Source organism: Halorubrum sp. T3, from assembly GCF_000296615.1.
Taxonomy (GTDB): domain Archaea; phylum Halobacteriota; class Halobacteria; order Halobacteriales; family Haloferacaceae; genus Halorubrum; species Halorubrum ruber.
In genome coordinates this window covers 1,364,093-1,385,544 of the sequence record NZ_JH815329.1, presented here as the reverse complement: position 1 = coordinate 1,385,544, position 21,452 = coordinate 1,364,093, and the positions used below count along the sequence as shown (strand labels likewise).

The 21,452-nt window shown below is 70.7% G+C and carries 18 protein-coding genes and 1 rRNA gene; 8 read left to right on the top strand and 11 right to left on the bottom strand.

Features of this window, described 5'->3' with window-relative positions; genetic code table 11:
* Positions 1–94: 94 nt before the first annotated feature.
* A 5S ribosomal RNA gene (gene rrf / locus B378_RS0109045) occupies positions 95–216 on the top strand.
* Positions 217–681: 465 nt separating this feature from the next.
* The gene (locus B378_RS0109040) at positions 682–1,353 is read left to right on the top strand and encodes a hypothetical protein (RefSeq protein WP_026046235.1); all 672 of its coding nucleotides are present in this window, start codon (positions 682–684) and stop codon (positions 1,351–1,353) included.
* A gap of 26 nt (positions 1,354–1,379) precedes the next feature.
* Here B378_RS0109040 and B378_RS0109035 read toward each other — a convergent pair whose 3' ends face one another.
* Positions 1,380–1,682, bottom strand: coding sequence for a hypothetical protein (locus B378_RS0109035; RefSeq protein ID WP_017343480.1), 303 nt, complete (start codon positions 1,680–1,682; stop codon positions 1,380–1,382).
* Between the two features lie 151 nt (positions 1,683–1,833).
* Between B378_RS0109035 and B378_RS0109030 the strand changes: the two genes are divergently transcribed.
* Positions 1,834–2,721 (top strand): DMT family transporter, encoded by an 888-nt coding sequence (locus B378_RS0109030; RefSeq protein ID WP_017343479.1) that lies wholly within the window; start codon positions 1,834–1,836, stop codon positions 2,719–2,721.
* Between the two features lie 60 nt (positions 2,722–2,781).
* On the top strand, positions 2,782–4,359 hold the full coding sequence (locus B378_RS0109025; protein WP_017343478.1) for an ATP-binding protein: 1,578 nt from the start codon (positions 2,782–2,784) through the stop codon (positions 4,357–4,359).
* A 31-nt stretch (positions 4,360–4,390) separates the two neighbouring features.
* Here B378_RS0109025 and B378_RS0109020 read toward each other — a convergent pair whose 3' ends face one another.
* Positions 4,391–4,891 (bottom strand): SRPBCC family protein, encoded by a 501-nt coding sequence (locus B378_RS0109020; protein ID WP_017343477.1) that lies wholly within the window; start codon positions 4,889–4,891, stop codon positions 4,391–4,393.
* A 119-nt stretch (positions 4,892–5,010) separates the two neighbouring features.
* Here B378_RS0109020 and B378_RS0109015 point away from each other — a divergent pair, with 119 nt between their 5' ends.
* Together B378_RS0109015 and B378_RS0109010 are read left to right on the top strand one after the other, a co-directional pair.
* Positions 5,011–5,937, top strand: coding sequence for a DNA-3-methyladenine glycosylase (locus B378_RS0109015; RefSeq protein WP_017343476.1), 927 nt, complete (start codon positions 5,011–5,013; stop codon positions 5,935–5,937).
* A gap of 91 nt (positions 5,938–6,028) precedes the next feature.
* Positions 6,029–6,490 (top strand): DUF555 domain-containing protein, encoded by a 462-nt coding sequence (locus B378_RS0109010; protein ID WP_017343475.1) that lies wholly within the window; start codon positions 6,029–6,031, stop codon positions 6,488–6,490.
* A 63-nt stretch (positions 6,491–6,553) separates the two neighbouring features.
* On the opposite strand, the gene B378_RS0109005 is transcribed toward B378_RS0109010, so the two are convergent.
* From B378_RS0109005 to B378_RS0108980, 6 genes are all read right to left on the bottom strand, one after another.
* Positions 6,554–6,787: a UPF0058 family protein gene (locus B378_RS0109005; RefSeq protein ID WP_004598519.1), complete on the bottom strand. Its 234-nt coding sequence runs from the start codon at positions 6,785–6,787 to the stop codon at positions 6,554–6,556.
* Positions 6,788–7,027: 240 nt separating this feature from the next.
* Complete coding sequence (locus tag B378_RS0109000; protein WP_017343474.1) at positions 7,028–7,207, bottom strand: hypothetical protein; 180 nt, start codon at positions 7,205–7,207, stop codon at positions 7,028–7,030.
* 114 nt (positions 7,208–7,321) lie between these two features.
* Complete coding sequence (locus tag B378_RS0108995) at positions 7,322–8,380, bottom strand: transcription initiation factor IIB family protein (RefSeq protein ID WP_017343473.1); 1,059 nt, start codon at positions 8,378–8,380, stop codon at positions 7,322–7,324.
* A gap of 319 nt (positions 8,381–8,699) precedes the next feature.
* Positions 8,700–9,656: a mechanosensitive ion channel family protein gene (locus B378_RS0108990; RefSeq protein WP_017343472.1), complete on the bottom strand. Its 957-nt coding sequence runs from the start codon at positions 9,654–9,656 to the stop codon at positions 8,700–8,702.
* Positions 9,657–9,729: 73 nt separating this feature from the next.
* Complete coding sequence (locus B378_RS0108985; RefSeq protein ID WP_017343471.1) at positions 9,730–11,040, bottom strand: Zn-dependent hydrolase; 1,311 nt, start codon at positions 11,038–11,040, stop codon at positions 9,730–9,732.
* Positions 11,041–11,127: 87 nt separating this feature from the next.
* The gene (locus B378_RS0108980; RefSeq protein ID WP_017343470.1) at positions 11,128–11,457 is read right to left on the bottom strand and encodes a hypothetical protein; all 330 of its coding nucleotides are present in this window, start codon (positions 11,455–11,457) and stop codon (positions 11,128–11,130) included.
* A gap of 95 nt (positions 11,458–11,552) precedes the next feature.
* Between B378_RS0108980 and B378_RS0108975 the strand changes: the two genes are divergently transcribed.
* A complete protein-coding gene (locus B378_RS0108975; protein WP_017343469.1) occupies positions 11,553–11,765 on the top strand; it encodes a PLDc N-terminal domain-containing protein in 213 nt (70 codons plus the stop codon).
* Positions 11,766–11,813: 48 nt separating this feature from the next.
* Here the strand turns inward: B378_RS0108975 and B378_RS0108970 are convergent, their stop codons facing one another.
* The 3 genes from B378_RS0108970 to malA form a co-directional block, all read right to left on the bottom strand.
* On the bottom strand, positions 11,814–12,842 hold the full coding sequence (locus B378_RS0108970; protein WP_017343468.1) for a sodium:calcium antiporter: 1,029 nt from the start codon (positions 12,840–12,842) through the stop codon (positions 11,814–11,816).
* Positions 12,843–12,845: 3 nt separating this feature from the next.
* A complete protein-coding gene (gene malQ / locus B378_RS0108965) occupies positions 12,846–14,336 on the bottom strand; it encodes a 4-alpha-glucanotransferase (protein WP_017343467.1) in 1,491 nt (496 codons plus the stop codon).
* A gap of 96 nt (positions 14,337–14,432) precedes the next feature.
* Positions 14,433–16,544: an alpha-amylase MalA gene (gene malA, locus B378_RS0108960; protein WP_017343466.1), complete on the bottom strand. Its 2,112-nt coding sequence runs from the start codon at positions 16,542–16,544 to the stop codon at positions 14,433–14,435.
* A 162-nt stretch (positions 16,545–16,706) separates the two neighbouring features.
* Here malA and B378_RS0108955 point away from each other — a divergent pair, with 162 nt between their 5' ends.
* Positions 16,707–21,440: a glycoside hydrolase family 15 protein gene (locus B378_RS0108955; protein WP_017343465.1), complete on the top strand. Its 4,734-nt coding sequence runs from the start codon at positions 16,707–16,709 to the stop codon at positions 21,438–21,440.
* The last annotated feature ends 12 nt before the right edge of the window (positions 21,441–21,452 follow it).

Genomic DNA, 21,452 nt, shown 5'->3' with positions numbered 1-21,452 from the left:
CGCACGTATACACGGTTGGTATCGAACCAGACCGACACAGGAGTCTCACTGTAGGAGATACAGTGAGTCTCGGTTCAACTCCGAGAGTCGGCATGAAGGCGGCCAGAGCGGTAGGGAAACACCCGTACCCATTCCGAACACGGAAGTTAAGCCTACCAGCGTATCGTGAAGTACTGGAGTGAGCGATCCTCTGGGAACCACGAGTCGCCGCCTGCCCACTCATACGGGAGTATTCCCACCAAGCCCACGGACGTTGTGTCCGTGGGCTTTTTTCATATCCAGCGACCCACCGCGCTCGCATTTTACTCGCGTTCACAGACTGTCGACCGACGGTCTCGCTTGCGTGGTCCGCAACCGTTGCGAATTTACTGATCCTAGGGCTCGGTCGGGTCGGCACTGGTCCGCGGACAACTCACCGCGCTCGGCTGATCGTCTCGCGGGACGGCGTATCAGTACTAATAGTTCCATCCGTAAGTTTATCACTTTTGTCGATGAACCCAACGTATCGTGGATAGATCGAACGGTACGGTACGACTGTTCTGTGGCGACCAGCCGTCGGTTCGCGACGGAGTCGCCTCGGAGCGTGTCGTGTCCGTGTTGTTCGGAACCGACGTTGAGGCGTGGCGGAGCGGATGGGAGCGAAGGCCGGCGGGGCCGCCGACGCGGGAGGCGGTGGTGGACGTGAGCGGCGTCGCTCGGAGCGGGGCCGCCGCGTCGACGCAGGTAGTACCGAACAACGGGCTCGCGTACACCGTACTCGGCCGCGACGCCGAGAGCGAACGAATTCTCGACGCCGTCGACGATAACCTCGACGGAGTCCCTTCGGGAACGGTCGACCTGGTAATCGACGACATCGCGCCGGTCGCCGCTCGGGATGGCGTCGATGCCGCCGTCGCGTTCGCGGACCGGCTCCTCGGCCGGTTCGGGGACCGAGCGAACCGGGTCGCGATCGGGTGTTCCTTCGAGGGGCCCGTGGAGTTGCTGTCGCGCGTCGGCGATCGCGTTGACGCCGTCGTCGGTGCCGACGCGGACGCCACGGCGGCGGTCGAACGGCTCTCCCGCGACGACCCCACGACCTTCGGATACGTGCGCCGTCACTGGGCCGAGGCCATGCGCGGCATCGAGACGTGCGACCGGAACTATCCGCAGTCGAAACAGGTCCACGCCGCGCTGACCGACCCGGAGACGACACCGCGGACGCTGGGGGCGACCCTGTCGGGACTGGTCACGCTCGGCGCGCTGGAGACGTGGGGAGACACCGTGGGGCCGACCCGATACGACCTCACCGCGTACCGGCCGGAGCGGGCGTGGGCAGTCGGCGCCGCGCTCGAAGCGGGCGCCTCCGAGGAGTGAAACGGCCGCGGCGCTGACTCGGACCGTCAGTCGCCCGCATCGTCCCGACCGTCGGGCGGCGCGACGCGGTTGAGGTCGGTCTCGACCACGGTGCCGTCAGGTTCGAGCGTCACGCTCCCGAGAGCGGCAGTCTCGCCGGTGTCGTACCGCGCAGCGACGGCCTCAAGGGTCGGGCGGCGGTTGAGTTGCTCCCACACGGCCTCCGCGACCAGCGACTGGAACGCCTCGGGATCGGTCCACCCGGCGTCGATATCGGAAGGGACGCCGACGACGACTCGGAGCTCCGTCTCGGCGACGCGGATGCCGACGCCGAACGTGTCCGCACACATGAGCGGTGGTTCGCGCCGGGGTGTGAAATCTCCGTCGGCGTCGTCCATTGGCGTCGTCCGTCGGGGGAGAGCGAGAGGAGTACCTCGCCGTGCCGGCGGGTCAGCTCTCGAAACCGGTAAGCGCCTGTCGCTCAAACGACCACGAGATCCGATGAGTTCGAAGCCGGCGGTGTCGCCGAAGGCGGGACTGGCGGCCGCGGTCGTCGCGGTGAGCGCGGGCGCGATCCTCGTCCGTCTGAGCGACGCGCCGAGCTCGGTCGCCGCCTTCTACCGGGTGCTGTTCACGACTCTGCCGCTGGCTGCGATAGCGGCGTGGCGGTACCGCGGGGAGTTCGCGCGGATCCGGTCTCGCGACCTCGCGTTCGCGGTGCTGTCCGGAGTCGCGCTCGCGGTCCACTTCGCGGCCTGGTTCGAGAGCCTCCGGTGGACGAGCGTCGCCGCGAGCGTGACGCTCGTTCAGGCGCAGCCGGTGTTCGTCTCGATCGGCGCGTGGCTCCTGTTGCGCGAGCGCGTCACGCGCCGGATGGCCGCGGGCATCGCGGTCGCCGTCGGCGGGATGGCGTCGATGTCGCTCGGTGACTTTCTCGCCGGCGTGGCGGTCGGTCCTCGTCCGCTGTACGGCAACGCGCTGGCGCTTGCGGGCGCCGTCGCCGCCGCGGGCTACGTGCTGGCCGGTCGCTCGCTTCGGCAGCGGATCTCGCTGATCCCGTACGTCACCGTCGTGTACGGCGTCTGCGTGGTCGTTCTGCTCGCGTTCGTCCTCGCCGCGGGACACCCCCTCACGGGATATCCCGCTCGGGAGTGGCTCCTGTTCGCCGGGCTCGCGGTCGGACCGGGCCTGCTCGGTCACACCGTCCTCAACTGGGCGCTCGCGCATCTCGAGTCGAGCGTCGTCTCGGTCTCGCTGCTCGGCGAACCGGTCGGTGCGACGCTGCTCGCGTTCGCCTTGCTGTCGGAGACGCCGACGCCGATAACGATCGCGGGCGGATGCGTCGTCCTCGCCGGTATCTACGTCACTGCGACGGCGGCTCAGTCGTAGCGTTTTCAGCACCGATATTTTGGGGTGAACGTTGAAGCCATCCGAACGAGTGAACCGGATATGGACCGGCGAACGGTCGTCGCGTTCGTGGGCGAGGACCCGAGCGCGAGCGAACGCGTGTCCCGAGCGGTCGACGCCGTCTGGGGCGGCCCGAGGGGACCAGAACTCCGCGTGTTCGTTCCGACGGACTTGGACGACGACCGCGACGGCGAGGATCCGCTGAACGAGACGTGCGGCGTCGTCGTCACCGCTGCGGCCGCGACCGAGGACCGGGTAACGGAGCGGCTCGCAGCGCTCCCGTCGAACGTGCCAGTGATCGCGCTCGTCGAGGACGCGACGCCGACGACGGTCAGGGCCCTGCTCGCGGCCGACGCAGACGACATAGTCGACGCCGGCGACTGGGCGTCCGATCCAGACGAGATCGACGCGACCCACCCGCTCGCCGAACGGCTTGCGGGCCGACTGGACCCCGACCGCGTCCGACTCGGCGGCGACGATGTCGCCCGTCTCTCAGAGGTGTTGCTTGACGCCGGAACGACGCTGATGAGCACCCGCACCGACGAGGTCGGGACGAAGATCGAGTGGACGATGGAGAACGTCGGCGAACACGCCGAGCTCGATCGGATCGTCTGTTACCGGGAGGATGACGGGCAGTTCGTCCCCGCGTACGGCTGGTGTCCCGACGGGTCCGAGCCGGAACCGAGGCCGTTCGAGGCGTTTCCGGACCCCGAAACGCTGTCGACGTTCGGTAACGTCGCGCGCGGATCCCTCCCCGCCGGGAATGCGGACGGCGAAGGCGACGAGGTTCAGGTCGCGGAATCGCCGGCGACGGTTCACGTCCCGCTCGTCGTCGACTGGGAGCTGAGCGGGATCGTCGCGTTCGAGTCCGACGACCCCCGCGCTTGGACGGACGACGAGGTCGATCTGTACCGCACCCTCGGCGACCTGATCGCGCACACGATCGCGCGCAACGACCGCAGGACGGCGCTCCGCCGGCAGGCGGAACAGCTGGAACAGTTCAGCGCGGTCGTCTCACACGACCTGCGGAACCCACTGAACGTGCTCTCGGGCTACCTGTCGCTCTCCGAGGACGAACTCGCTCCCTCGCGGTACGACGCCATGAGCGGCGCGGTCGACCGCATGGAGACGCTGATCGACGACCTGCTCATGCTCGCGCGGCGAGGAGAGACGATCGGGGAGACCGAGCCGGTCCCGATCGCTGCCGTCGCGGAGGAGGCGTGGGGGTCGGTGCGCGCGCCCGACGCGACGCTCACGATCGCTGGCGAGGTCGGCCGCGTCGAGGCCGACCCGGGTCGGCTCCGGCAGGCCTTAGAGAACCTCTTCCGGAACGCCGTCGACCACGGCGGCCCGGAGGTGTCGATAGAGGTCGGCCCGCTCACCGCGAACGGCGGCGTCGGCGGGATGTACGTCGCGGACGACGGGCCCGGGATCCCGGTCGAACTCGCCGACACGGTCTTCGATTCGGGCGTCTCGTCGGCAGACAGTTCCGGGATCGGACTGGCTATCGTCGACCGGATCGTCGAGGCGCACGAGTGGGATATCGAGGCCCGAAACGACGACGGCGCCGTCTTCGAACTCACGTTCGGCGCTGACGCGACCCGGGTCGCGGCGCCGTGAGGATCGGACGGTCAAGCCGCCGCGGCGGTGTTCAGCTCTCGGAGAACCGCTCGACCGTCCGGCGGTGCCGGTCGCGGAACATCCCCTCGAACCCGACCTTCGCCATCGGTCCGACCGCGTCGCCGAGCGGGCCGAGCGGCAGCCGATAGGCGACCGTGTCGACGAGGAGGGTCTCGTCGCCGTCGGCGTAGAACGCGTGGGTGTGTTCCCACCGCCGGAACGGACCGCCTTCCATCTCGTCGACGAACCGAGCGGACCGCTCCGGCGACGCCGTGCCGTCGGGCTCGCGCTCGACGATCCGCGAGGTCCACCGCTGGCGCGGACCGGCCCCGAACGGCCGGATCGACATCGCTATCTCCGAGCCGGCGACGAGGACCTCGGGGTCGGGCGACCCGTCCGGTCCCTCGACGCCACCCACGCGGAGCCGCATCCAGTCCGGAGTGAGCTCTCGCAGTCCGTCGACCGTGGAGTGAAACGCCCACACGTCTTCGATCGGGGCCGGCACCCGAGTCGTCCGCCTGTACGTCGGCATACGTCAGATACGGGTCGCGCGGACAAAAACCCGTCCTCGGCGGCGGTTCGGGAGCGCGCCGATCGGTTACCGCGGCGGGACCGAAACCCGCATGCCCGCGGGCCTCCTGTCCCAAGACGATGGAACGCGGGGCGATCGACGTCGGCGACCTGGCTGGACCGTTCGACCTACAGGCGACCCTCGAGAGCGGCCAGAGCTACCTCTGGAACCGCGCGGACGGCGAGACGTACGCCGATCTCCACGCACACGGCGGCGACGCGTGGTACGAGACGGTCGTCGACCCGATCCCCGGCGTGACCGAGGAGCGCGTCGCGGTCCGAGTCCGACAGGAGGGCGGCGTCCACGACGGGACGCTCTGCTGGGAGGCGTCGACGGACGCCGAGCCGCTGTTGACGCACCTGCTCCGGCTCGACGACGACCTCGACGCAATCTTAGACGCCACGCCGGACCTCCCGCTCCTGGAGCGCGCGTACGACGCCTACGAGGGAATGCGGCTGACCCGCGATCCCGTCTTCCCCTGTCTGATATCGTTCATCTGCTCGGCGCAGATGCGGGTCGCCCGCATCCACGGGATGCAGCGACGGCTCCGGGAGACGTACGGCGACGCCGTCGCGCTCGGCGACGAGACATATCGGGCCTTCCCGACGCCCGAGCAGCTGGCCGCGCGCACCGAGGAAGAACTCCGCGACCTCTCCTTAGGCTACCGCGCGCCGTACGTCCGACGGACCGCGGAGATGGTCGCGAGCGGCGAGGCCGACCCCTTGGAGGCGGCTGACCTCCCCTACGAGGAGGCCCGGGAGTCGCTCACTCGGTTCGTCGGCGTTGGGGACAAGGTCGCCGACTGCGTGCTGCTGTTCTCGCTGGGGTTCCTCGAAGCGGTGCCGCTCGACACCTGGATCCGAACCACTATCGAGGAGTATTACCCCGACTGCGATCGCGGGAGCTACGCCGAGACCTCCCGGGCGATCCGCGAGCGGTTCGGCGGGGAGTTCGCCGGCTACGCGCAGACGTACGTGTTCTACTACCTCCGCGCCGGCGGTGAGTGATCGGGGTCGAGACGGCCGGCTCTCGGCCCGCCGAGGCCGATCCGGTCGCGGCCGAAGTTTGATACTCGTTCGCGTGGTATCCGCACGCGTGATGGACTGTCGAGTCGTCGTCGAGGCCGCGGTTCCGGTGTACGACGTGGAAACCGCCGACGAGGCGGTCCGGATCGCCATCTCGAAGACCGGCGAGATGCTCAATCCGGATCTCAACTACGTCGAGATCGACACCGGGACGCGAACGTCGCCGAGCGGCGAGGAGCTCGACCCGGCGTTCGTCGCGGCCGACGAGGCGCTCGTCGCCTTAGAGCTTCAGATGGACGTGTTCAACGTCGACCGCGACGAACACGCGAGCCGCGTCGCGCGCAAGGAGATCGGCAAGCGCCTCCGCAACATCCCGCTGAAAGTGCTTTCCGTCACCGAGATCGATTCCGAAGTGAGCGACCGCACGGAGGGAACTGGGGCCGCGGAGGAGGCCTCGTCCTCGGAGGAAACGTCCGAGTCGGACGGCCTCGGGGACGACGCCGGACACGGTACCGGAGAGGACGCCCAGTACTGAGCGACGGTCGCGACGCTGGTCGTCGATTGTGCGGTCAGCGAGGAGCAGCGCGCAGTAGACGTCTCAGTCGGCCGTCGGGGCCAGCGGCTCCGATTCGGACGATTCCATCGGCTCGGTGATTCCCTCTGTCAGCTTGAAAACGGCCGCTTTGTGGTCGGTCTTCGATTTGTGAATCGATGTCGGCTTCACGCCCAGTTCCTCGTAGGCTTCGAGGTCGACGTCGTCGTCCCAGAACTCGCACTGTTTTCGTACCTCCGCGAGGAGACCGTGAAGATGGATGAGCTCCTGCTTCTTCATGAGTACCAGTCCTTTGCTACCGGAGGTTTATATTATTATCTTGAGTCACGTTACCACATCGTTCGCGTATTTCGCGAGTAGCGGGGCGGAGAAGTGTGTTCTCGATAGATCGATCAGGATCGTTTTCGGACGTTTGCGGCGACGCGCGAAGCGAGCGAAAGGGGCGACTGCGCAGCCAATGGATTCCCGGTCGAGAAGGGGGCTCGGCGATCGATTCGGAGCAGCTGGCTCAGCCGCGCGTCACTGGAACTGCTTGACCGCCTCGAGGTCGCGTTCCGTTCGCATGAACTCGGTCAGGCGACGCGTCGCGTGACACGCCGAACAGCTGAAGTTGGAGCGAAGATCCTGAAGATCGGCGGGGTTGTCCTGCCACTCCTTACCGCACTCCGGACAGACGAGTCTGACGAACGCGTCAACCATGTCACCGTGTACAGCCGGCCGCGTTAAAAACGTAGGTGCCGACGGGGAGCCGCCCGCCGCGGCGGGGACCGCGGTCGTCCACCACCCGGGGTCGAATCGGTACGTAGCGACGCGTCAGGCGCTCACGGTGCCGCTCGCCTCGAGCAGCTCCTTGTACCGGTTCCGGATGGTGACCTCCGAGACGTCGGCGACGTCGGACACCTGGCTCTGGGTCACCTTCTCGTTCGACAGCAGCGCGGCGGCGTAGACGGCGGCGGCGGCGAGCCCGACCGGCGACTTCCCGCTCGTGATCCCCGCGTTCGCGGCGTCCTCGAGCAGTTCGCGGGCGCGCCGCTCGGTCTCGTCCGAGAGGTCGAGCCGCGAGACGAACCGCGGGACGTAGCTCGTCGGGTCCGCCGGCTGAACGCGCAGGCCGAGCTCGCGGACGACGTAGCGGTACGTCCGGGTGAGCTCCATCTTCTCGACCCGGGAGACCGCCGTGAACTCGTCGAGGCTTCGGGGATTCCCCACCTGCCGTGCGGCCGCGTACAGCGCCGCGGTCGCGACGCCCTCGATGGAGCGCCCGGGCAGGAGGTTCTCGCTCAGCGCGCGGCGGTAGATGACGGAAGCCGTCTCGCGAACGTTGTCGGGGAGGCCGAGGGCGCTGGCCATCCGATCGATCTCGCCGAGCGCCTGCTTGAGGTTGCGCTCCTTGGAGTCGCGGGTGCGGAACCGCTCGTTCCACGTCCGCAGCCGCTGCATCCGACGTCGCTGTCGCCCCGAGAGCGACTTGCCGTAGGCGTCTTTGTCCTGCCAGCCGATGTTCGTCGAGAGCCCCTTGTCGTGCATCATGTTCGTCGTCGGCGCCCCGACCCGCGACTTGCTGTCCCGCTCGCCGGAGTTGAACGCACGCCACTCCGGGCCGCGGTCGACCGAGTCCTCCTCGACGACCAGCCCGCAGTCGCTGCAGACCGTCTCGCCGTGTTCCGTGTCCGTCGCGAGCCGGCCGTCGCACTCGGGACAGGTGGTGATCCGCTCGCGCTCGCTCTCCGTGCGCTCCTCGACGTCCGCCGACTCCTCTTCGGTCGCGTCCGCCCGCGTTCGCGTACGCTCGCCGTTCGCGGACGCGTCGCCCGGGTCCGCGAGTCGCTCTCGTTCCGTTCCGCCGTCGCTGTAGGTGTCTGTCTCTGTCATGGGTGTGGCTCCGACGATCCCCCGACGAAAATACAGCGAGGTCCGCAATCGCCAGTCTGTTAACGTATAGTTAGTCTCGAGGGAATATAAATGTATCTATTATATCGGGCGCGGATCTGGTCATCGAAAAACCCACGAGAGGCGTTTTGCGGTCACAACCGCCGAAAACGGCCACGGATCCGCCCCCACCGAGACGGAGTGCCGTCCGGCGACCGAGACGGACGAGCGCATATATACTTCACTCCCGGATCGAGCCGGAGTAGTGAGTCCGGCTCGTGACCGCACTCGTCCCCGTGTCGAGGACACCGCCGCTGACGACCTATCGGCTCCGACTCACCGGGAACGCCACGCGGTCCGGGTTGTCGTTGAACCGCTCCAAGATCCGCTCGTACAGCCGGTTCTTCACGCGCTGCCCCCGCCTCGGGTGGGTGAGGTACCGGACGCGGAGTTCGACCCACGACTCCTCCTGCCGGACGTTGACCGTCGGGCCGTCGTGGACCTCCAGCTCGACGGGCGTCTCCGCGAGCGCCTCGCGGTAGGCGGCGATTCCCTCAGCCATGTCCCGGCCGATCAGGTCGGTCGCCTCCTCGACCATCACCGAACGCGCGAACTCCAGGTCGGTCTCGTAGGCGACTTGGACGGAGACCTCGTTCCAGACGTACGGCGACCCGCCGCCGCCGAAGTTGACGACGTTCGACGAGAGGACGACGCTGTTCGGGACGGTGACCACCCGCCCGGAGGGCTGGTTCGTCGTCACCAGTTCGCCGTTGATCTCCCACAGCGTCGTCACCAGGAAGTCGACCCCGATCACGTCGCCCTTCGCGTCGTCGATCTTGACTCGGTCGCCGACGCCGAACGGCTGCTTGACGGCGATGTACACCCACGCGATCAGCGACAGGAGCGGCTGCTGGAGCGCGAAGGTGACCGCGAACCCGATGACGCCGAGCGAGAAGAGGAGGCCGATCCAGTTCTCCGTCGCCACCGCGAGCGTCGCCACCGTCCCGACGACGCCGAACGCCAGCCGCAGCAGGTTCCGGACGTTGTGCGCGCGGCGCCTGTTGGCCGACCGCGTCAGCACTCGGACCGCGAGCAGGTAGGCTCCGTACACCAGTCCCGCGACGGCGACGACGAGCAGCGACCGGCCGACGACGGTCGTTGCGGGGTACCCGCCGATCGGCGGCCAGTTCGCGAGCGCGTCGGTCGTGCCGGCGACCGTTCCGGCGACCCCCGCCAGCAGTCCAACGGCGAGCGACGCGAGTCCGAGCGGACGTCTCACGCTCGTCGCTCGCGGCGGACCGGCAAAACGGTTGTGCCGTCGCGGAGTTCGATGCCACCTGCGCGAGCGACCCTCACTCGCCGTCCGCGACCCGCGCGAGCGCCCCGGCGAGCACCTCGGTCGCGGCGGCGCAGTCGGCCCAGTCGGTCCACTCGCGGGGGTTGTGGGAGATCCCGTCGCGAGAGGGGGCGAAGAGCAGCGACGCGTCGGTGACGCGCGCGACCCGCATCGCGTCGTGGGCGGCGCCGGAGTGGAGGTCGATCGCCTCGCGCCCGGCCGCGTCGGCGGCGGCGTGGGCGGCCTCGCGGAGGCGGTCGCTCATCGGCGTCGGGGCGACGTCGAACGGCCGCTCGAACTCGGTCTCGATCCCTCGCTCGCGCTCCAGCCGGGCCAGCGAGTCGCGCGCGGCGTCGACGATCGCCTCCATCGACGCGGCCTCGACGTCGCGAATATCGACGCCGGCCTCGACGCGACCGGGAACCACGTTCGTCGCGTTCGGCTCGACCGACAGCGACCCGACGGTGCCGACCGCCGAGGGCGACGACGACTCGACGACCTCGTTCGCGGCGGCCTCGACGTCAAGCACGAACTCGCTCGCGGCCGCGAGCGCGTCCGTCCGTTCGTCCATCGCGGTCGCGCCCGCGTGGTTCGCCTCGCCCTCGACGGTCGCCTCGCAGTGGGTGATCCCGGTGATCGTCGTCACGACGCCGGCCGCCGCGCCCGCGTCCTCCAGCGTCGTGTCCTGCTCGACGTGGAGCTCGTAGAACGCCGCCCACGACGCGGGATCGAGCGTCGCAGGGTCGCCGTCGGCGTCGGTCGGCGTGGCGGCGTCGACCGCGCTCCCGCCGCGGTAGCCGATCCGGTCGAGCGCCTCGCCGAGCGTCTCCCCTTCCGGATTCGTCAGCGTGAGCGCCTCGTCGAGCGCCAGCTCGCCGGTCGCGACCGTCGAGCCGAGCAGGCCGTTGCCGAATGTCCCGCCCTCCTCCTCGGTGAAGCTCACGACGCCGACCGGGCGCTCGGGTTCGAACCCGTCGTCGCGCATCGCGCGAACGGCCTCCAGCGCGGCGTAGACGCCGAGCGGGCCGTCGAAGATTCCGCCCTCGGGGACGCTGTCGAGGTGGCTCCCCGAAACGACCGGCGCCGCGTCCGGGTCGGCGCTCTCCGGCGTCCACGTCCCGAGGACGTTCCCGACGGCGTCGACCGTCACGTCGAGGCCGGCCTCGCGGAGGCGTTCGACGAGCCGGTCCCTCGCCCGGCGATTGGCCTCGGTCCCCGTCCGATTCGTTCGCGCGTGCGCCTCGGCGTCGTCTGTCTCGACCCGACCGAACGCCGCGTTCGCCTCGATGTCCGCGCGGAGCCGGTCCGCGTCGACTGGGAGCGTCATACCGGCACCGGGCGCCGCGGGATCAAAACGGTTCGGTCTCCGGCGGGGCTCTGCGGGCCGCCCGGAGCGATGCCCGGCCCGGGTCCGCTACTCACCGCGCCGCGCGAGCCAGTAACCGGCCGACCCCGCTCCGAGCCCGGCCGCGAACGAACGCTTCGACGCCGGATCGTCGACGGATCGGTCGACCGCGACGCCGATCGCCGTCCACGCCAGCGCGACACCGACGCTCCGTACCGGCCCGCTCCGGAACCGCCGACAGCCCGCGACCGCTCGCGCGTGGCGGTAGAGGTAGCCGGTCGCGAAGCCGACCGCGAGCGGGACGGTCCGCACCTCGGCGTCGGCGGCCGCCGACACAGCGAGCAGAACGCCGCCGAGACACTCGCCCGCGGCGCCGACCGCACGCACCACGTTATTCATGTGACACGTTCGCACTCGACGCGAAAAGCGGTTTCGCCGAGTGCCCGGTGAGGATCCGAAAACACTTATCGGAGGGCGTGCTGATATCGGGCGGCATGTCCCCGTTGCTCCTCCAAGGCGCGGCCGCCGGGATCGCCCTCCTGATCAGCCTCCTCTTCCTCGCCGTCCACCTCGCGATGATCGTGTGGACCTACTCGGACGCGGAGTCGCGCAGCGACCACCCGCCGGTCCTCTGGGCGCTCGTGGTGTTCTTCGCGCCGATCCTCGGCCTGCTGCTGTACCTCATTATCGGTCGGAACTCCTACTGAGGAATCGCCGTCCGGCGACCGTCGGAGCGAGACCGCTCGTGCCGGGCCTCACACACCCTTCAGCACGCTCGTCGCCCCGATCGTCTCGGCGACGACCCACGCGACGAACAGCCCGTAGGCCGCGAGCAGCGCGTACGATTCGCGATCGGTGAGCGCGAGGCTCGTCCGCAGGGTCACGAACAGCAGGACGGTCGCGGCCGTCAATACGCCCAGCATCGGCACCGCGGTCGAGAAGTTGACGGCCACCTCGCCGACGATCAGCACGCCGAGCGGGATCGCGACGAGCAGGTCGAAGGTGTTCGACCCGAGGACGTTGCCGAGGCTCGTCGCGCCGCGGTTCTCGCGTGCGGTCCGGACGCTCACCAGCGCGTCCGGCAGGCTCGTCGCCGCCGCGACGACCGTGACGCCGGCGAGGAACTCGGGGACTCCGAACGTGGCGCCGAGCGATTCGACCGACGCGACGAGCCGCTCGACGGTGACGACGATGAGCCCGAGCCCGGCCGCCAGCTTCCCCCACTCGCGGCGGACGTCGACCTCGTCGCGCACGGGGTCGATCGCCGCGTCGTCGACGTCCTGGACCTGAATGAACAGGTAGAGGACGTACAGCGCGAGCGGGATGACCGCGAGCGAGCGCGGCATCGTCCCGACGATCGGGTCCGCCGAGACCGGGAAGTAGATGACCGCGAGCGCGAACGTCACGACCAGCGCCGACACCGCGAGCATGTAGAACTGCGCCTCCTTGTACACGATCGCTCGGTTGGCCTCCAGCTCGTCGTCGGCCCCGAGCCCGGCGACAGCGGGGATCACGAGGACGTTGAAGATCGCCGATCCGACGAGCGCGCCCACGCCCATGTCGAAGACGCCGGTGAGGGCGGTGACGAGCACGCTCGTCAGCTCCGGGAAGCTCGACCCGACTGCGACGACGATCGACCCCTGAACCACCGCCGGGAGCCCGTAGTACCCGGCGAGCGTCTCGGCGGCCTCTTCCAGCCAGCCGCTCCCGAGCCAGATGAGGCCGGTCGCCGCGGCGATCACGAGGACGTGGACGACCGGCGCGTCGGGCAGGGGTCCGATCACGGGTCAGCGCACGTGTTTCCCGCTCAGCTCCCATAGCCGGTCCGCGATTTCGTCGTCGAGCGCGTCGCGGGCGACGCGCCACTCCCAGTTGCCGTCGAGGGTGCCCGGCTCGTTGAACCGCGCCTCGCTGCCGAGCCCGAGCAGGTCCTGAAGCGTCGTCACCGCGAGGATGGCGTCCGAGCCCCACACCGCGTCGATGATCGCCCACTCGCTCGGCTCGTCGGGGTCGGAACCGACGTTGTACCGGAAGCAGTCCCGCTGCGCGGCCGGGAGGTCCTCGAAGTAGCCGGCCCACGTGTCCGTGTCGTGCGTCGAGGTGTAGCCCACGACGCCCTCGCCGTAGTGTATCGGCTGGTACTCGTTCCCCTCCGCGCACCAGTCCGCGTACTGCGGGACGCGCATGCCGGGGAAGCCGAACTCGGCCATCAGTTCGTCCATCGCCGGCTCCTCGAAACCGAGGTCCTCGGCGATGAAGGGGGCCTCACCGAGCTCGCGCTCCACCGTCTCGAAGAGGTCGCGGCCAGGACCGTCTCGCCACTCGCCGTCCGCGGGGTCGTCGCTGTCGGCCGGGATCGCCCAGTAGTTCACGAACCCGAGGAAGTGGTCGAGCCGAGCCACGTCCGCGAGCTCGAACAGCCGGCGGAACCGGTCGAGCCACCAGTCGTACCCGGTGTCGGCGAGGTGTTCCCAGTCGTACAGCGGGTTCCCCCAGCGCTGGCCGGAGTCGCCGGCGTTGGGCGGGACGCCCGCGACCGCAGTCGGGCGGTTCCCCTCGTCGAGCCGGAACGCCTCCGGGCTCGCCCACACGTCGGCGGAGTCGAGCGCGACGTAGATGGGCACGTCGCCGACGATCGACACCCCCTCCTCGGCCGCGACGGCGCGCAGGTCGCGCCACTGGCGGTCGAACGTCCACTGGACGAACTCGCGGAACCGGACCTCGCGAGCGTGTTCCTCGCGCGCGTCGGCCAGCGCCTCGGGGTCGCGCGTCCGCAGCGGCGCCGGCCAGTCAGTCCAGACGTCTTCCGGCCGCGCGTCGGAGAGCGCCCGGAACAGCGCGTAGTCGGCGAGCCACGGCTCGTGCTCGCGGAATTCGGCTACCGCCGCGCGGTCGTCCTCGCTCGCCCGCTCCTCGAACCGCTCGAACGCGGTCCGCAACAGCGGGAGCTTGTACTCGCGGACCGCGTCGTAGTCGACGCGGTCGGTCGGGAAGTCGGGAACCGGTTCGAGGTCGTCCTCGTCGAGCCAGCCGTCGTCGACGAGCCCGTCGGGGTCGACGAACAGCGGGTTGCCGGCGAACGCCGACGGCGACTGGTACGGCGACTCTCCTGCGGCGGAGATGGTCGGCCCGATCGGACAGATCTGCCAGTGGTCGACGCCGGCGTCGCCGAGGAACGAGAGGAACTCCCGGGCGCCCTCGCCGAGGTCGCCGATCCCGTACGCCCCCGGCAGCGAGGTGACGTGACAGAAGACGGCGTCGGAGCGGTCGAATCGCATACGCCACCCTGCGATCCCCACCGACTCAAGCGTTGCGTCCGGGGGCGTCGCGGCCGAGAGCGACTCCCGAAACAGACCGTCGTGCGAGGCGGCCGCCTACTCCTCCGTGACCGGCACGACCGCCACCTCGTCGACGCGGATCCGCTCCGTCCCCTCGCCGTCCTCGACGACGCATCGCTCGTCGGTCACGAGGTCGCGCTCGCCGTGGCCGACATCGACCGCGACGCTCGCGTCGGCGGGCGCGAAGTTGATGACGACGAGGAGGTCCTCCTCGCCGTCGTGCCGACGGAACGCGACCACGTCGTCCGGGTGGACGTCGCCGCTGGCGACGATCGGCCGTTCGGAGAGGTCGCCGCTCGCGACGTGGTAGCCGACGCGCGCGAGGTCGCCGTCCGGCCCGAGCGCGGGGTGGTCGCGCCGCGTTTCGAGCAGGCGCTCGTAGCGGTCGCGCACCTCTTCGCGCGCGTGGTCCCACGCGATCGCGTCCCGGCGGCCGCGCTGGCCGATCTCCTGGCCGGCGTACACCATCGGGACGCCCGGCAGCGTCATGATCGCCGCGCCCGCGGCCGCCGCGGCGGCGTCGCCGCACTCCACGCGGTAGCGCGTCTCGTCGTGGTTCTCGATGTACTGGAGGAACTCGGCGTGGTCGGGGAACCCGATCTCGGCGCGCTGGTCGACCGCGTCCAGCACGCTCTCTGCGGGCTCGGCCCCGCGGCCGACCTGCCGGAGCTGGAAGTACAGCGTCGCGTCGAAGTGGACGTCGAACATCCCCTCGTGGAAGCCGGGGATGTACGGGATCGTCTCGTCCATCAGGAGGAACTCCCGGTCGATGTCCTTCACGCGGTCGCGGAGTTCGCGCCAGAAGGAGTCGGGGACCGCCCACGCCATATCACAGCGGAACCCGTCGACGAGCGGCGCCCACTCGTCGATCACGTCGAGCAGGAACCGCCGCACGTCGAGGTTCGCGTGGTTCAGGTTCGCGATCAGCTCCCAGTCGAAGTAGGTGCCCGGCTCGCCCGACTCCTGCCACTCGTAGCGGTCGCGGAACGGCGAGTCAGGGTTCTTGTAGGCGTCCTGAAACCACTCGTGGTCGCGCGCGGTGTGGTTCGCGACGAAGTCGAACAGCACGCGCATCCCGTGGTCGTGAGCGGTCTCGACGAGCGCCTCGAACTCCTCGCGGTCGCCGAGGTCGTCGGCGGTGTCGAAGAAGTCGACGATGTTGTAGCCGTGGGGTTTCCCGTCGTGGCCGAGGACCGGCGTGAGCCACAGCGTGTCGACGCCGAGTTCCGCGATCCGCGGGATCCGCTCGGCGATGGCGTCGAACGCCTCGCCCTCCTCGGCGTCGGCGAAGGTGCGGACGAAGATCTCGTACACCGAGGCGTCCGCGGTCCACGCCGGCGGATCGTTGAGTCGGACTGTCTCGAACTCGGGCGTGGCCGGCGTCAACATGGCCTCGCCCTCCGCCGCGTCGTCGATCGCGGACGGGCTACTGTCGACGCGCTCGATCGCCGCCGCATCGGCGACGCTGACTCGCGGGTCCTCGCCCGGGTCCCGAGCGACCGAGACGGCGTGAACCCGGAGCCGGTCGGGCACCGCGTCGAGCGGCACGCGGAGCTCGCGGCCGTCATCGCTCACCTGGAGCGCGTCCCGCGGGTTCGCCCGCCCCGCCGCGACGGCGTCGGCGACGTCGCGGTCGTCGACGACGAACGTCACCGCCAAGTCGTCGGCGTCGAGCGATGACTCCGGATTCGGCGAGGGGACCGCGGTGAACACCGCCTCCCCGGCGTGTTCGCTCTCCCCGTCCGCCTCACCGTCGAACGCGACGCTCGCGTCGACCCGCACGCGCGGCCGGCCGACTCCCTCGTGTCGCTCACGGGCGGCGTAGTCGCGCGGCGCGTCGACGTCGCCCGCGTCGCGGTCGCGAATCGCGGTGCCGCTCCCGCCCGCGACGTCGACGCCCTCGTAGCTCGCCGGGAACGCGCGGACGGTGAGCAGGTGGTCGCCGTCCGGCGCGTCGAGGCCGATCAGGTAGCGTCCGGGGACGTCGGGCGTGAACTCGGTCACGGCGTCGTCGCCGACGGTCGCCTCGCTGTCGGGCGGCGCGTCCGCGACGCGCCACGCGTACGCGGCGTCGGGGTCGGGGTCTCTCGGCGCGAGTTCCGTCTGCTCGCCGGTCGCGAGGAAGCGCGGGGGTCCGGGGTGGTGCATGTGACGCCCATCGGCACCCGGGGCCTTCGGTGTTGCTCTTGTTTCGGTGGCGTCTGCGCGGCGACGACAGGCGCCTCGACGCTCCCGACCGGACCGCGGCCGGCGTCGCGCGGTGTCCGCCGCGGTCGTCAAGGCTTTTACTCCGGCCGGCGCAGACCGGGTATGCGACTGCGTACCGCCCTTACGGAGCACGAACGTCGGCGCGGGGAGCGCTACCCGGCGGAACACTCGATGACCGCCGGCGCGTTCACCGGCGACGACGGCCGACTGGTCCACGTGGGGCCGGACGGGACCGTCCACGACTGTTCGTACTCCCTCTCCGAGGTCGGCGGCGCCGACCGCCTCCGGATGGGGATAACCGCCGGGCGCGGCGTCCGCTGGTTCGACGACCTCGAGACGACTCGCCAGCACTACGACGGCGACACGCCGCTCGTCGAGACCGAGTACGACGCCGGCCGCTACACCATCCACCAGTTCGACCTCGTGGTGAGCGACACGCACCTCACCCACGTCGAGCTCCGCGGCTCGCCGCCGGCCGACGCCGAGCTCGTCGCCGCCTACGCGTTCTCGCCCGACATGGTCGAGGGGCGGGTCGGCAACATGGTCCACGACGGTGCCGGCCCGAACGACGGCGGCGTCGTCGAGGTGTACCACCGCACCGAACACGACTTCCTCACCGCCTCGACCGGCCTCTCGAACGCCCACGGGCAGCGCCTGCGGACGATCCCGGAACTGCTCGGCGAGGGCGGCGACGGGTTCCCACACCGCGGCGAGATCGACCGGCGCGAGGACTCGCGGCTCACTCCGGACGTCGTCGTCCGCGCGCCCTTCGAGCGCGACGGGCGCACGGAGCGCGTCACCCTCGCGGGCCGCGCCGTCGTCGACCGCCGGGCGACGCGCGACACCGGCGACGACGCGAAGGACGCGCTCACCGACGGGATCGACCGCCAGCGCCGCATCGAGGCGGTCTCGAACATCGCCACCGCCTACCCCGACGCCGACGATCTCCGGGAGGCCGCGGACGGTCGCGGCCCGGACGTGCCCGAGGACGCTCCCCGCCGGTCGGTGATCGCCAGCGACCTCCGCGCGCTCGACCTGCTCACCGCGGAGTCCGGCGGCCGGATCGCCGCCCCCGAGTTCGACCCCTTCTACTCCACCTCCGGCGGCTACGGCTACACCTGGTTCCGCGACGAGGCGACGGTGTCGACCGCGCTGCTCGGCGCGAGCGAGGAACTCGGCCTCGACGCCGACGAGGAGCTGCTCGCGGCCGCGAGCTTCTTCTGCCGCACCCAGGACGCCGACGGCTCGTGGCCCCACCGCGTGTGGGCCGACTCGGGCAAGGTCGCGCCCGGCTGGGCGAACGCCCGGATCGAGGGCGCGAACGCGACGCCCGGCCCAAACGACCAGCTCGACCAGCCCGCCACCGTGGTCGCCTTCCTCGCGACGCTGCGCCGCGAGGCGGACCTCCCGACCGAGTGGCGCGAGCGGATCGACGAGACGATCGCGGACGCCGTCGAGTTCCTCTTGGAGACGACCGAGGACGACGGGCTGCCGCGCCGCTGTCAGAACTGCTGGGAGAACGCGCTCGGCCGGTTCACCCACACCGGCGCCGAGTACCTCCGGGCGTTCGCCGCCGTTGCGCGCGCGCCGGTCGACGAGGACCTCCGCGCCGCCGCCGCCGACGCCGCGGACGCGGCGCTGTCGGGACTCGACGCGCGCTGGAACCCCGACACGGAGCGGTTCCTCCAGCGCGCCAGCGACGAGGGGCAGGACGCCCGCGCCGACGCCAGCACCTTCGCGCTCGCGACCGCGGCCGCCGAGTACGCCGCCCTGCTCGACGACGAGGCCGGAGCGGGAGACGACCCGAGCGCCGACGGCTCCGCGGCCGACGACGCCGCGACCGACGGCTCCGGCTCGATCGATCCCGTCGAGAGCAGCGAGTTCGACCGCTTCCTCGACCGCGTCAACACCCACGTCCGGCAGTCGATCGACGCGCTCCGCCGCGAGACCGCCTCGGTGGAGGGGCTCGTCAGGTTCACCGGCGACGACTGGCGCACGGCCGAACAGGGCGCCGCGAAGGTGTGGTCCATCGCGACGCTGTGGGGCGCGACCGCGGCGGCGACGCTCGCGGGCGTCGTCGAAGAGCGCGGCGGGGCCGCCGGGCCGCTGTTCGCCGACGCGCGCGAGCTGTACGCGCTCTGTGAACCCGACGGCCCCTTCGTCAACGAGGCGGGGCTGTTCGCGGAGCAGGCGTTCGACGACGGCGACCTCGACAGCGCGACCCCCATCGCGTGGTCGCACGCGCTCCGGATCGACGCGACGGTGACGCTCGCGAGCCACGGCGAGCTCCCGGTCCCGCACGACCGCGAGACCGGCCCCGAGGCGGCGCCCCACTGGACGACCGGTCGGAAGTTCGGCGTCGGCACGCCCGCGGACTACGAGGCCGACGAGCCGGTGCCGGTGTGGTTCACGCTCACCGAGGGGGCGCTCACCGAGGCGCGGTTCCCCCGGATCGACGTGATGAACGTCCGGACGTTCGACTTCCTCGTCGCCGACCCCGACTCCGAGTACGCGATCCGCACGTTCGACGAGACGGGCCACGTCACGGCGACGGAGACGATCGAGCGGACGACGGAGCCGGCGGCCGACGACGCGCTCGCGTACGTCCAGCGGATCCGCGAGACCGGCGACGGCCACGGCCACAGCTGGACGCTCCGCGTCGAGTACGCGGTCGACACCGACGGGACCGCGATCCTCGCGGACGTCCGGTTCGAGGGGAGCCGCGAGTACGACGTGTACGCGCTCGCGGACGCGACGATCGCCAACGTCGGCACGAACGACCGCGCCGAGCGCGTCGACGGCGACGCGGGGGCCCACCTGCTCGCGCAGAAGGATAACCCCGATCGCGACGCGGGGAAGCTCGTCGACGACGAGGGCGAACCGTTCGCCCCCGCGCTCGCGCTGGCGAGCGGCGACGGGTTCGACTGGGCCAGCGCGCTCGGGGCCGGCGGCGACGCGGCGGCCGCGCTGTTCGGCGACGGCGAGCGCGGCGAGGAGTCGTCGGAGGCGGTCGGCAACGTCGTTCTCGCCGGGCTCGTCGGGAGCGGCGAGTCGGTGTCCGACACCGTCGCGCTCGGATTCGCCGAGGATTCGGACACCGCGGCCGCGCTCGGCGAGGCGGAGGGGGCGCTCGGCCGCAGCTTCGACGAGGCCGCTGACGCGTACGCAGAGACGTGGCGCTCGTGGCTCGCGGAGCGAGATCTCCCGGACTCGGTCGCGGGCGACCCGGACCTCGCGGCGCAGTACCGCTTCGCCCTGATGACGCTGGCGGCCGTCGAGGACAAGGCCCACGACGGCGCAGGGATCGCCAGCCCCTCCGTCCCGTGGGGCGAGACGGAGTACGCCGCGGAGGACCGCGGCTACGGCTACAACTTCGTCTGGTCGCGGGACCTCTACCAGGTGTTCACGGCGCTGATCGAGATGGACGACCTCGAACGCGGCGCCGACGCCTTGGCGTACCTGTACAACACCCAGCAGGACGACGACGGGTTCCTCCCGCAGAACACATACATCGACGGCCGCACCCGGTGGGGCGGCGAGCAGATGGACAACATCGGGTTCCCCTCGGTGATGGCCTGGCAGCTGTACGAGCGCGGCGTGACGCTTGACGACGCCGGCTACACCTACGACCAGGTCGCCCGCTCGCTCGACTACATCGCCGATAACGGCCCCGAGACCGCCCAGGAGCGCTGGGAGGAGGAGGCGGGCTACTCGCCGTCGAGCATCGCTGCCGAGATCGCCGGCCTGGTCTGCGGCGCGGCGCTCGCGCTCGCGGAGGCCGACCGGCGCGACGGAGACGTGTCTGGGAGCGAGACCGCGGCGTCGCCGGAGTCGCTCCGCGCCGACGCGCTCGCGTGGCTGGCGCTCGCGGACGACTGGACGGCCCGCGTCGAGGAGTGGTGCGCGACCGCGACCGGCACCGACCGCCACGACCGGACCCCGTACTACATCCGGATCACGGCCGACGGGAACCCCGACTCCGGGCGCCCCCGCACCATCGCCAACGACGGCCCCACCTACGACGAGCGGGAGATAGTCGACGGCGGCTTCCTCGAACTCGTCCGGCTGGGGATCAAGCCCGCCGACGATCCGGTCGTCCGCAACTCCGTCTCCGTCGTCGACGACTCGATCCGCGTCGACACGCCTCACGGCGCGGCTTGGTACCGCTACGTCGGCGACGCGTACGGCGAGATCGCCGTCGGCGACCCCGGCGCGCCGTGGGCCGGAACCGGCGACGGCCGCGGGCGGCTCTGGCCGATCTTCACCGGCGAGCGCGGGGAGTACGAGCTTCGCGCCCGCGCCGACGGCTCGGACGCCTTCGGCGGCACCGACGACGAGAAGCTCGAACCCGAGACGCTGCTGGAGACGATGGCCGGGTTCGGCAACTCCGGACTAATGTTACCCGAGCAGGTGTGGGACCGTGAACACCCGACGAAGTACGGCTGGGAGTTCGGCGAGGGAACCGGGGGGGCCACCCCGCTCGCCTGGTCGATGGCCGGTTTCGTCCGGCTGGCGCACGGCGTCGACGAGGGCGAACCCGTCGAGACGCCGACCGTCGTCCGCGACCGCTATGTCGAGCGCGACCGCCCTGCCGGCCCCGACCTGACGGCCACCGCCGAGTTCGTCGAGGATTCGGTCGTCGTCGCGGGCGAGACGGACGCCAAGACCGTCGCCGTCCACACCCGAACGACCTCGCGGCTCGTGACGCCGGACGACGACGGCGACTTCGAGGTCGACCTCGACGCCGACACCGACGCGGACACCGTCGTGGTCGCGGCCGCGACCGACGACGACTTCGAGGCCGCGGGCACCGCTGTCGAGCGGTTGCGGCTGTAGGCAGGACGGGGA

What these genes read in the sequence shown, in the direction of transcription:
- B378_RS0109035 (WP_017343480.1), bottom strand. Translation starts at nt 1,682, where the DNA reads ATGTGTGCGGACACGTTCGGCGTCGGCATCCGCGTCGCCGAGACGGAG.
- B378_RS0109030 (WP_017343479.1), top strand. Translation starts at nt 1,834, where the DNA reads ATGAGTTCGAAGCCGGCGGTGTCGCCGAAGGCGGGACTGGCGGCCGCG.
- B378_RS0109025 (WP_017343478.1), top strand. Translation starts at nt 2,782, where the DNA reads ATGGACCGGCGAACGGTCGTCGCGTTCGTGGGCGAGGACCCGAGCGCG.
- B378_RS0109020 (WP_017343477.1), bottom strand. Translation starts at nt 4,891, where the DNA reads ATGCCGACGTACAGGCGGACGACTCGGGTGCCGGCCCCGATCGAAGAC.
- B378_RS0109015 (WP_017343476.1), top strand. Translation starts at nt 5,011, where the DNA reads ATGGAACGCGGGGCGATCGACGTCGGCGACCTGGCTGGACCGTTCGAC.
- B378_RS0109010 (WP_017343475.1), top strand. Translation starts at nt 6,029, where the DNA reads ATGGACTGTCGAGTCGTCGTCGAGGCCGCGGTTCCGGTGTACGACGTG.
- B378_RS0109005 (WP_004598519.1), bottom strand. Translation starts at nt 6,787, where the DNA reads ATGAAGAAGCAGGAGCTCATCCATCTTCACGGTCTCCTCGCGGAGGTA.
- B378_RS0109000 (WP_017343474.1), bottom strand. Translation starts at nt 7,207, where the DNA reads ATGGTTGACGCGTTCGTCAGACTCGTCTGTCCGGAGTGCGGTAAGGAG.
- B378_RS0108995 (WP_017343473.1), bottom strand. Translation starts at nt 8,380, where the DNA reads ATGACAGAGACAGACACCTACAGCGACGGCGGAACGGAACGAGAGCGA.
- B378_RS0108985 (WP_017343471.1), bottom strand. Translation starts at nt 11,040, where the DNA reads ATGACGCTCCCAGTCGACGCGGACCGGCTCCGCGCGGACATCGAGGCG.
- B378_RS0108980 (WP_017343470.1), bottom strand. Translation starts at nt 11,457, where the DNA reads ATGAATAACGTGGTGCGTGCGGTCGGCGCCGCGGGCGAGTGTCTCGGC.
- B378_RS0108975 (WP_017343469.1), top strand. Translation starts at nt 11,553, where the DNA reads ATGTCCCCGTTGCTCCTCCAAGGCGCGGCCGCCGGGATCGCCCTCCTG.
- malQ (WP_017343467.1), bottom strand. Translation starts at nt 14,336, where the DNA reads ATGCGATTCGACCGCTCCGACGCCGTCTTCTGTCACGTCACCTCGCTG.
- malA (WP_017343466.1), bottom strand. Translation starts at nt 16,544, where the DNA reads ATGCACCACCCCGGACCCCCGCGCTTCCTCGCGACCGGCGAGCAGACG.
- B378_RS0108955 (WP_017343465.1), top strand. Translation starts at nt 16,707, where the DNA reads ATGCGACTGCGTACCGCCCTTACGGAGCACGAACGTCGGCGCGGGGAG.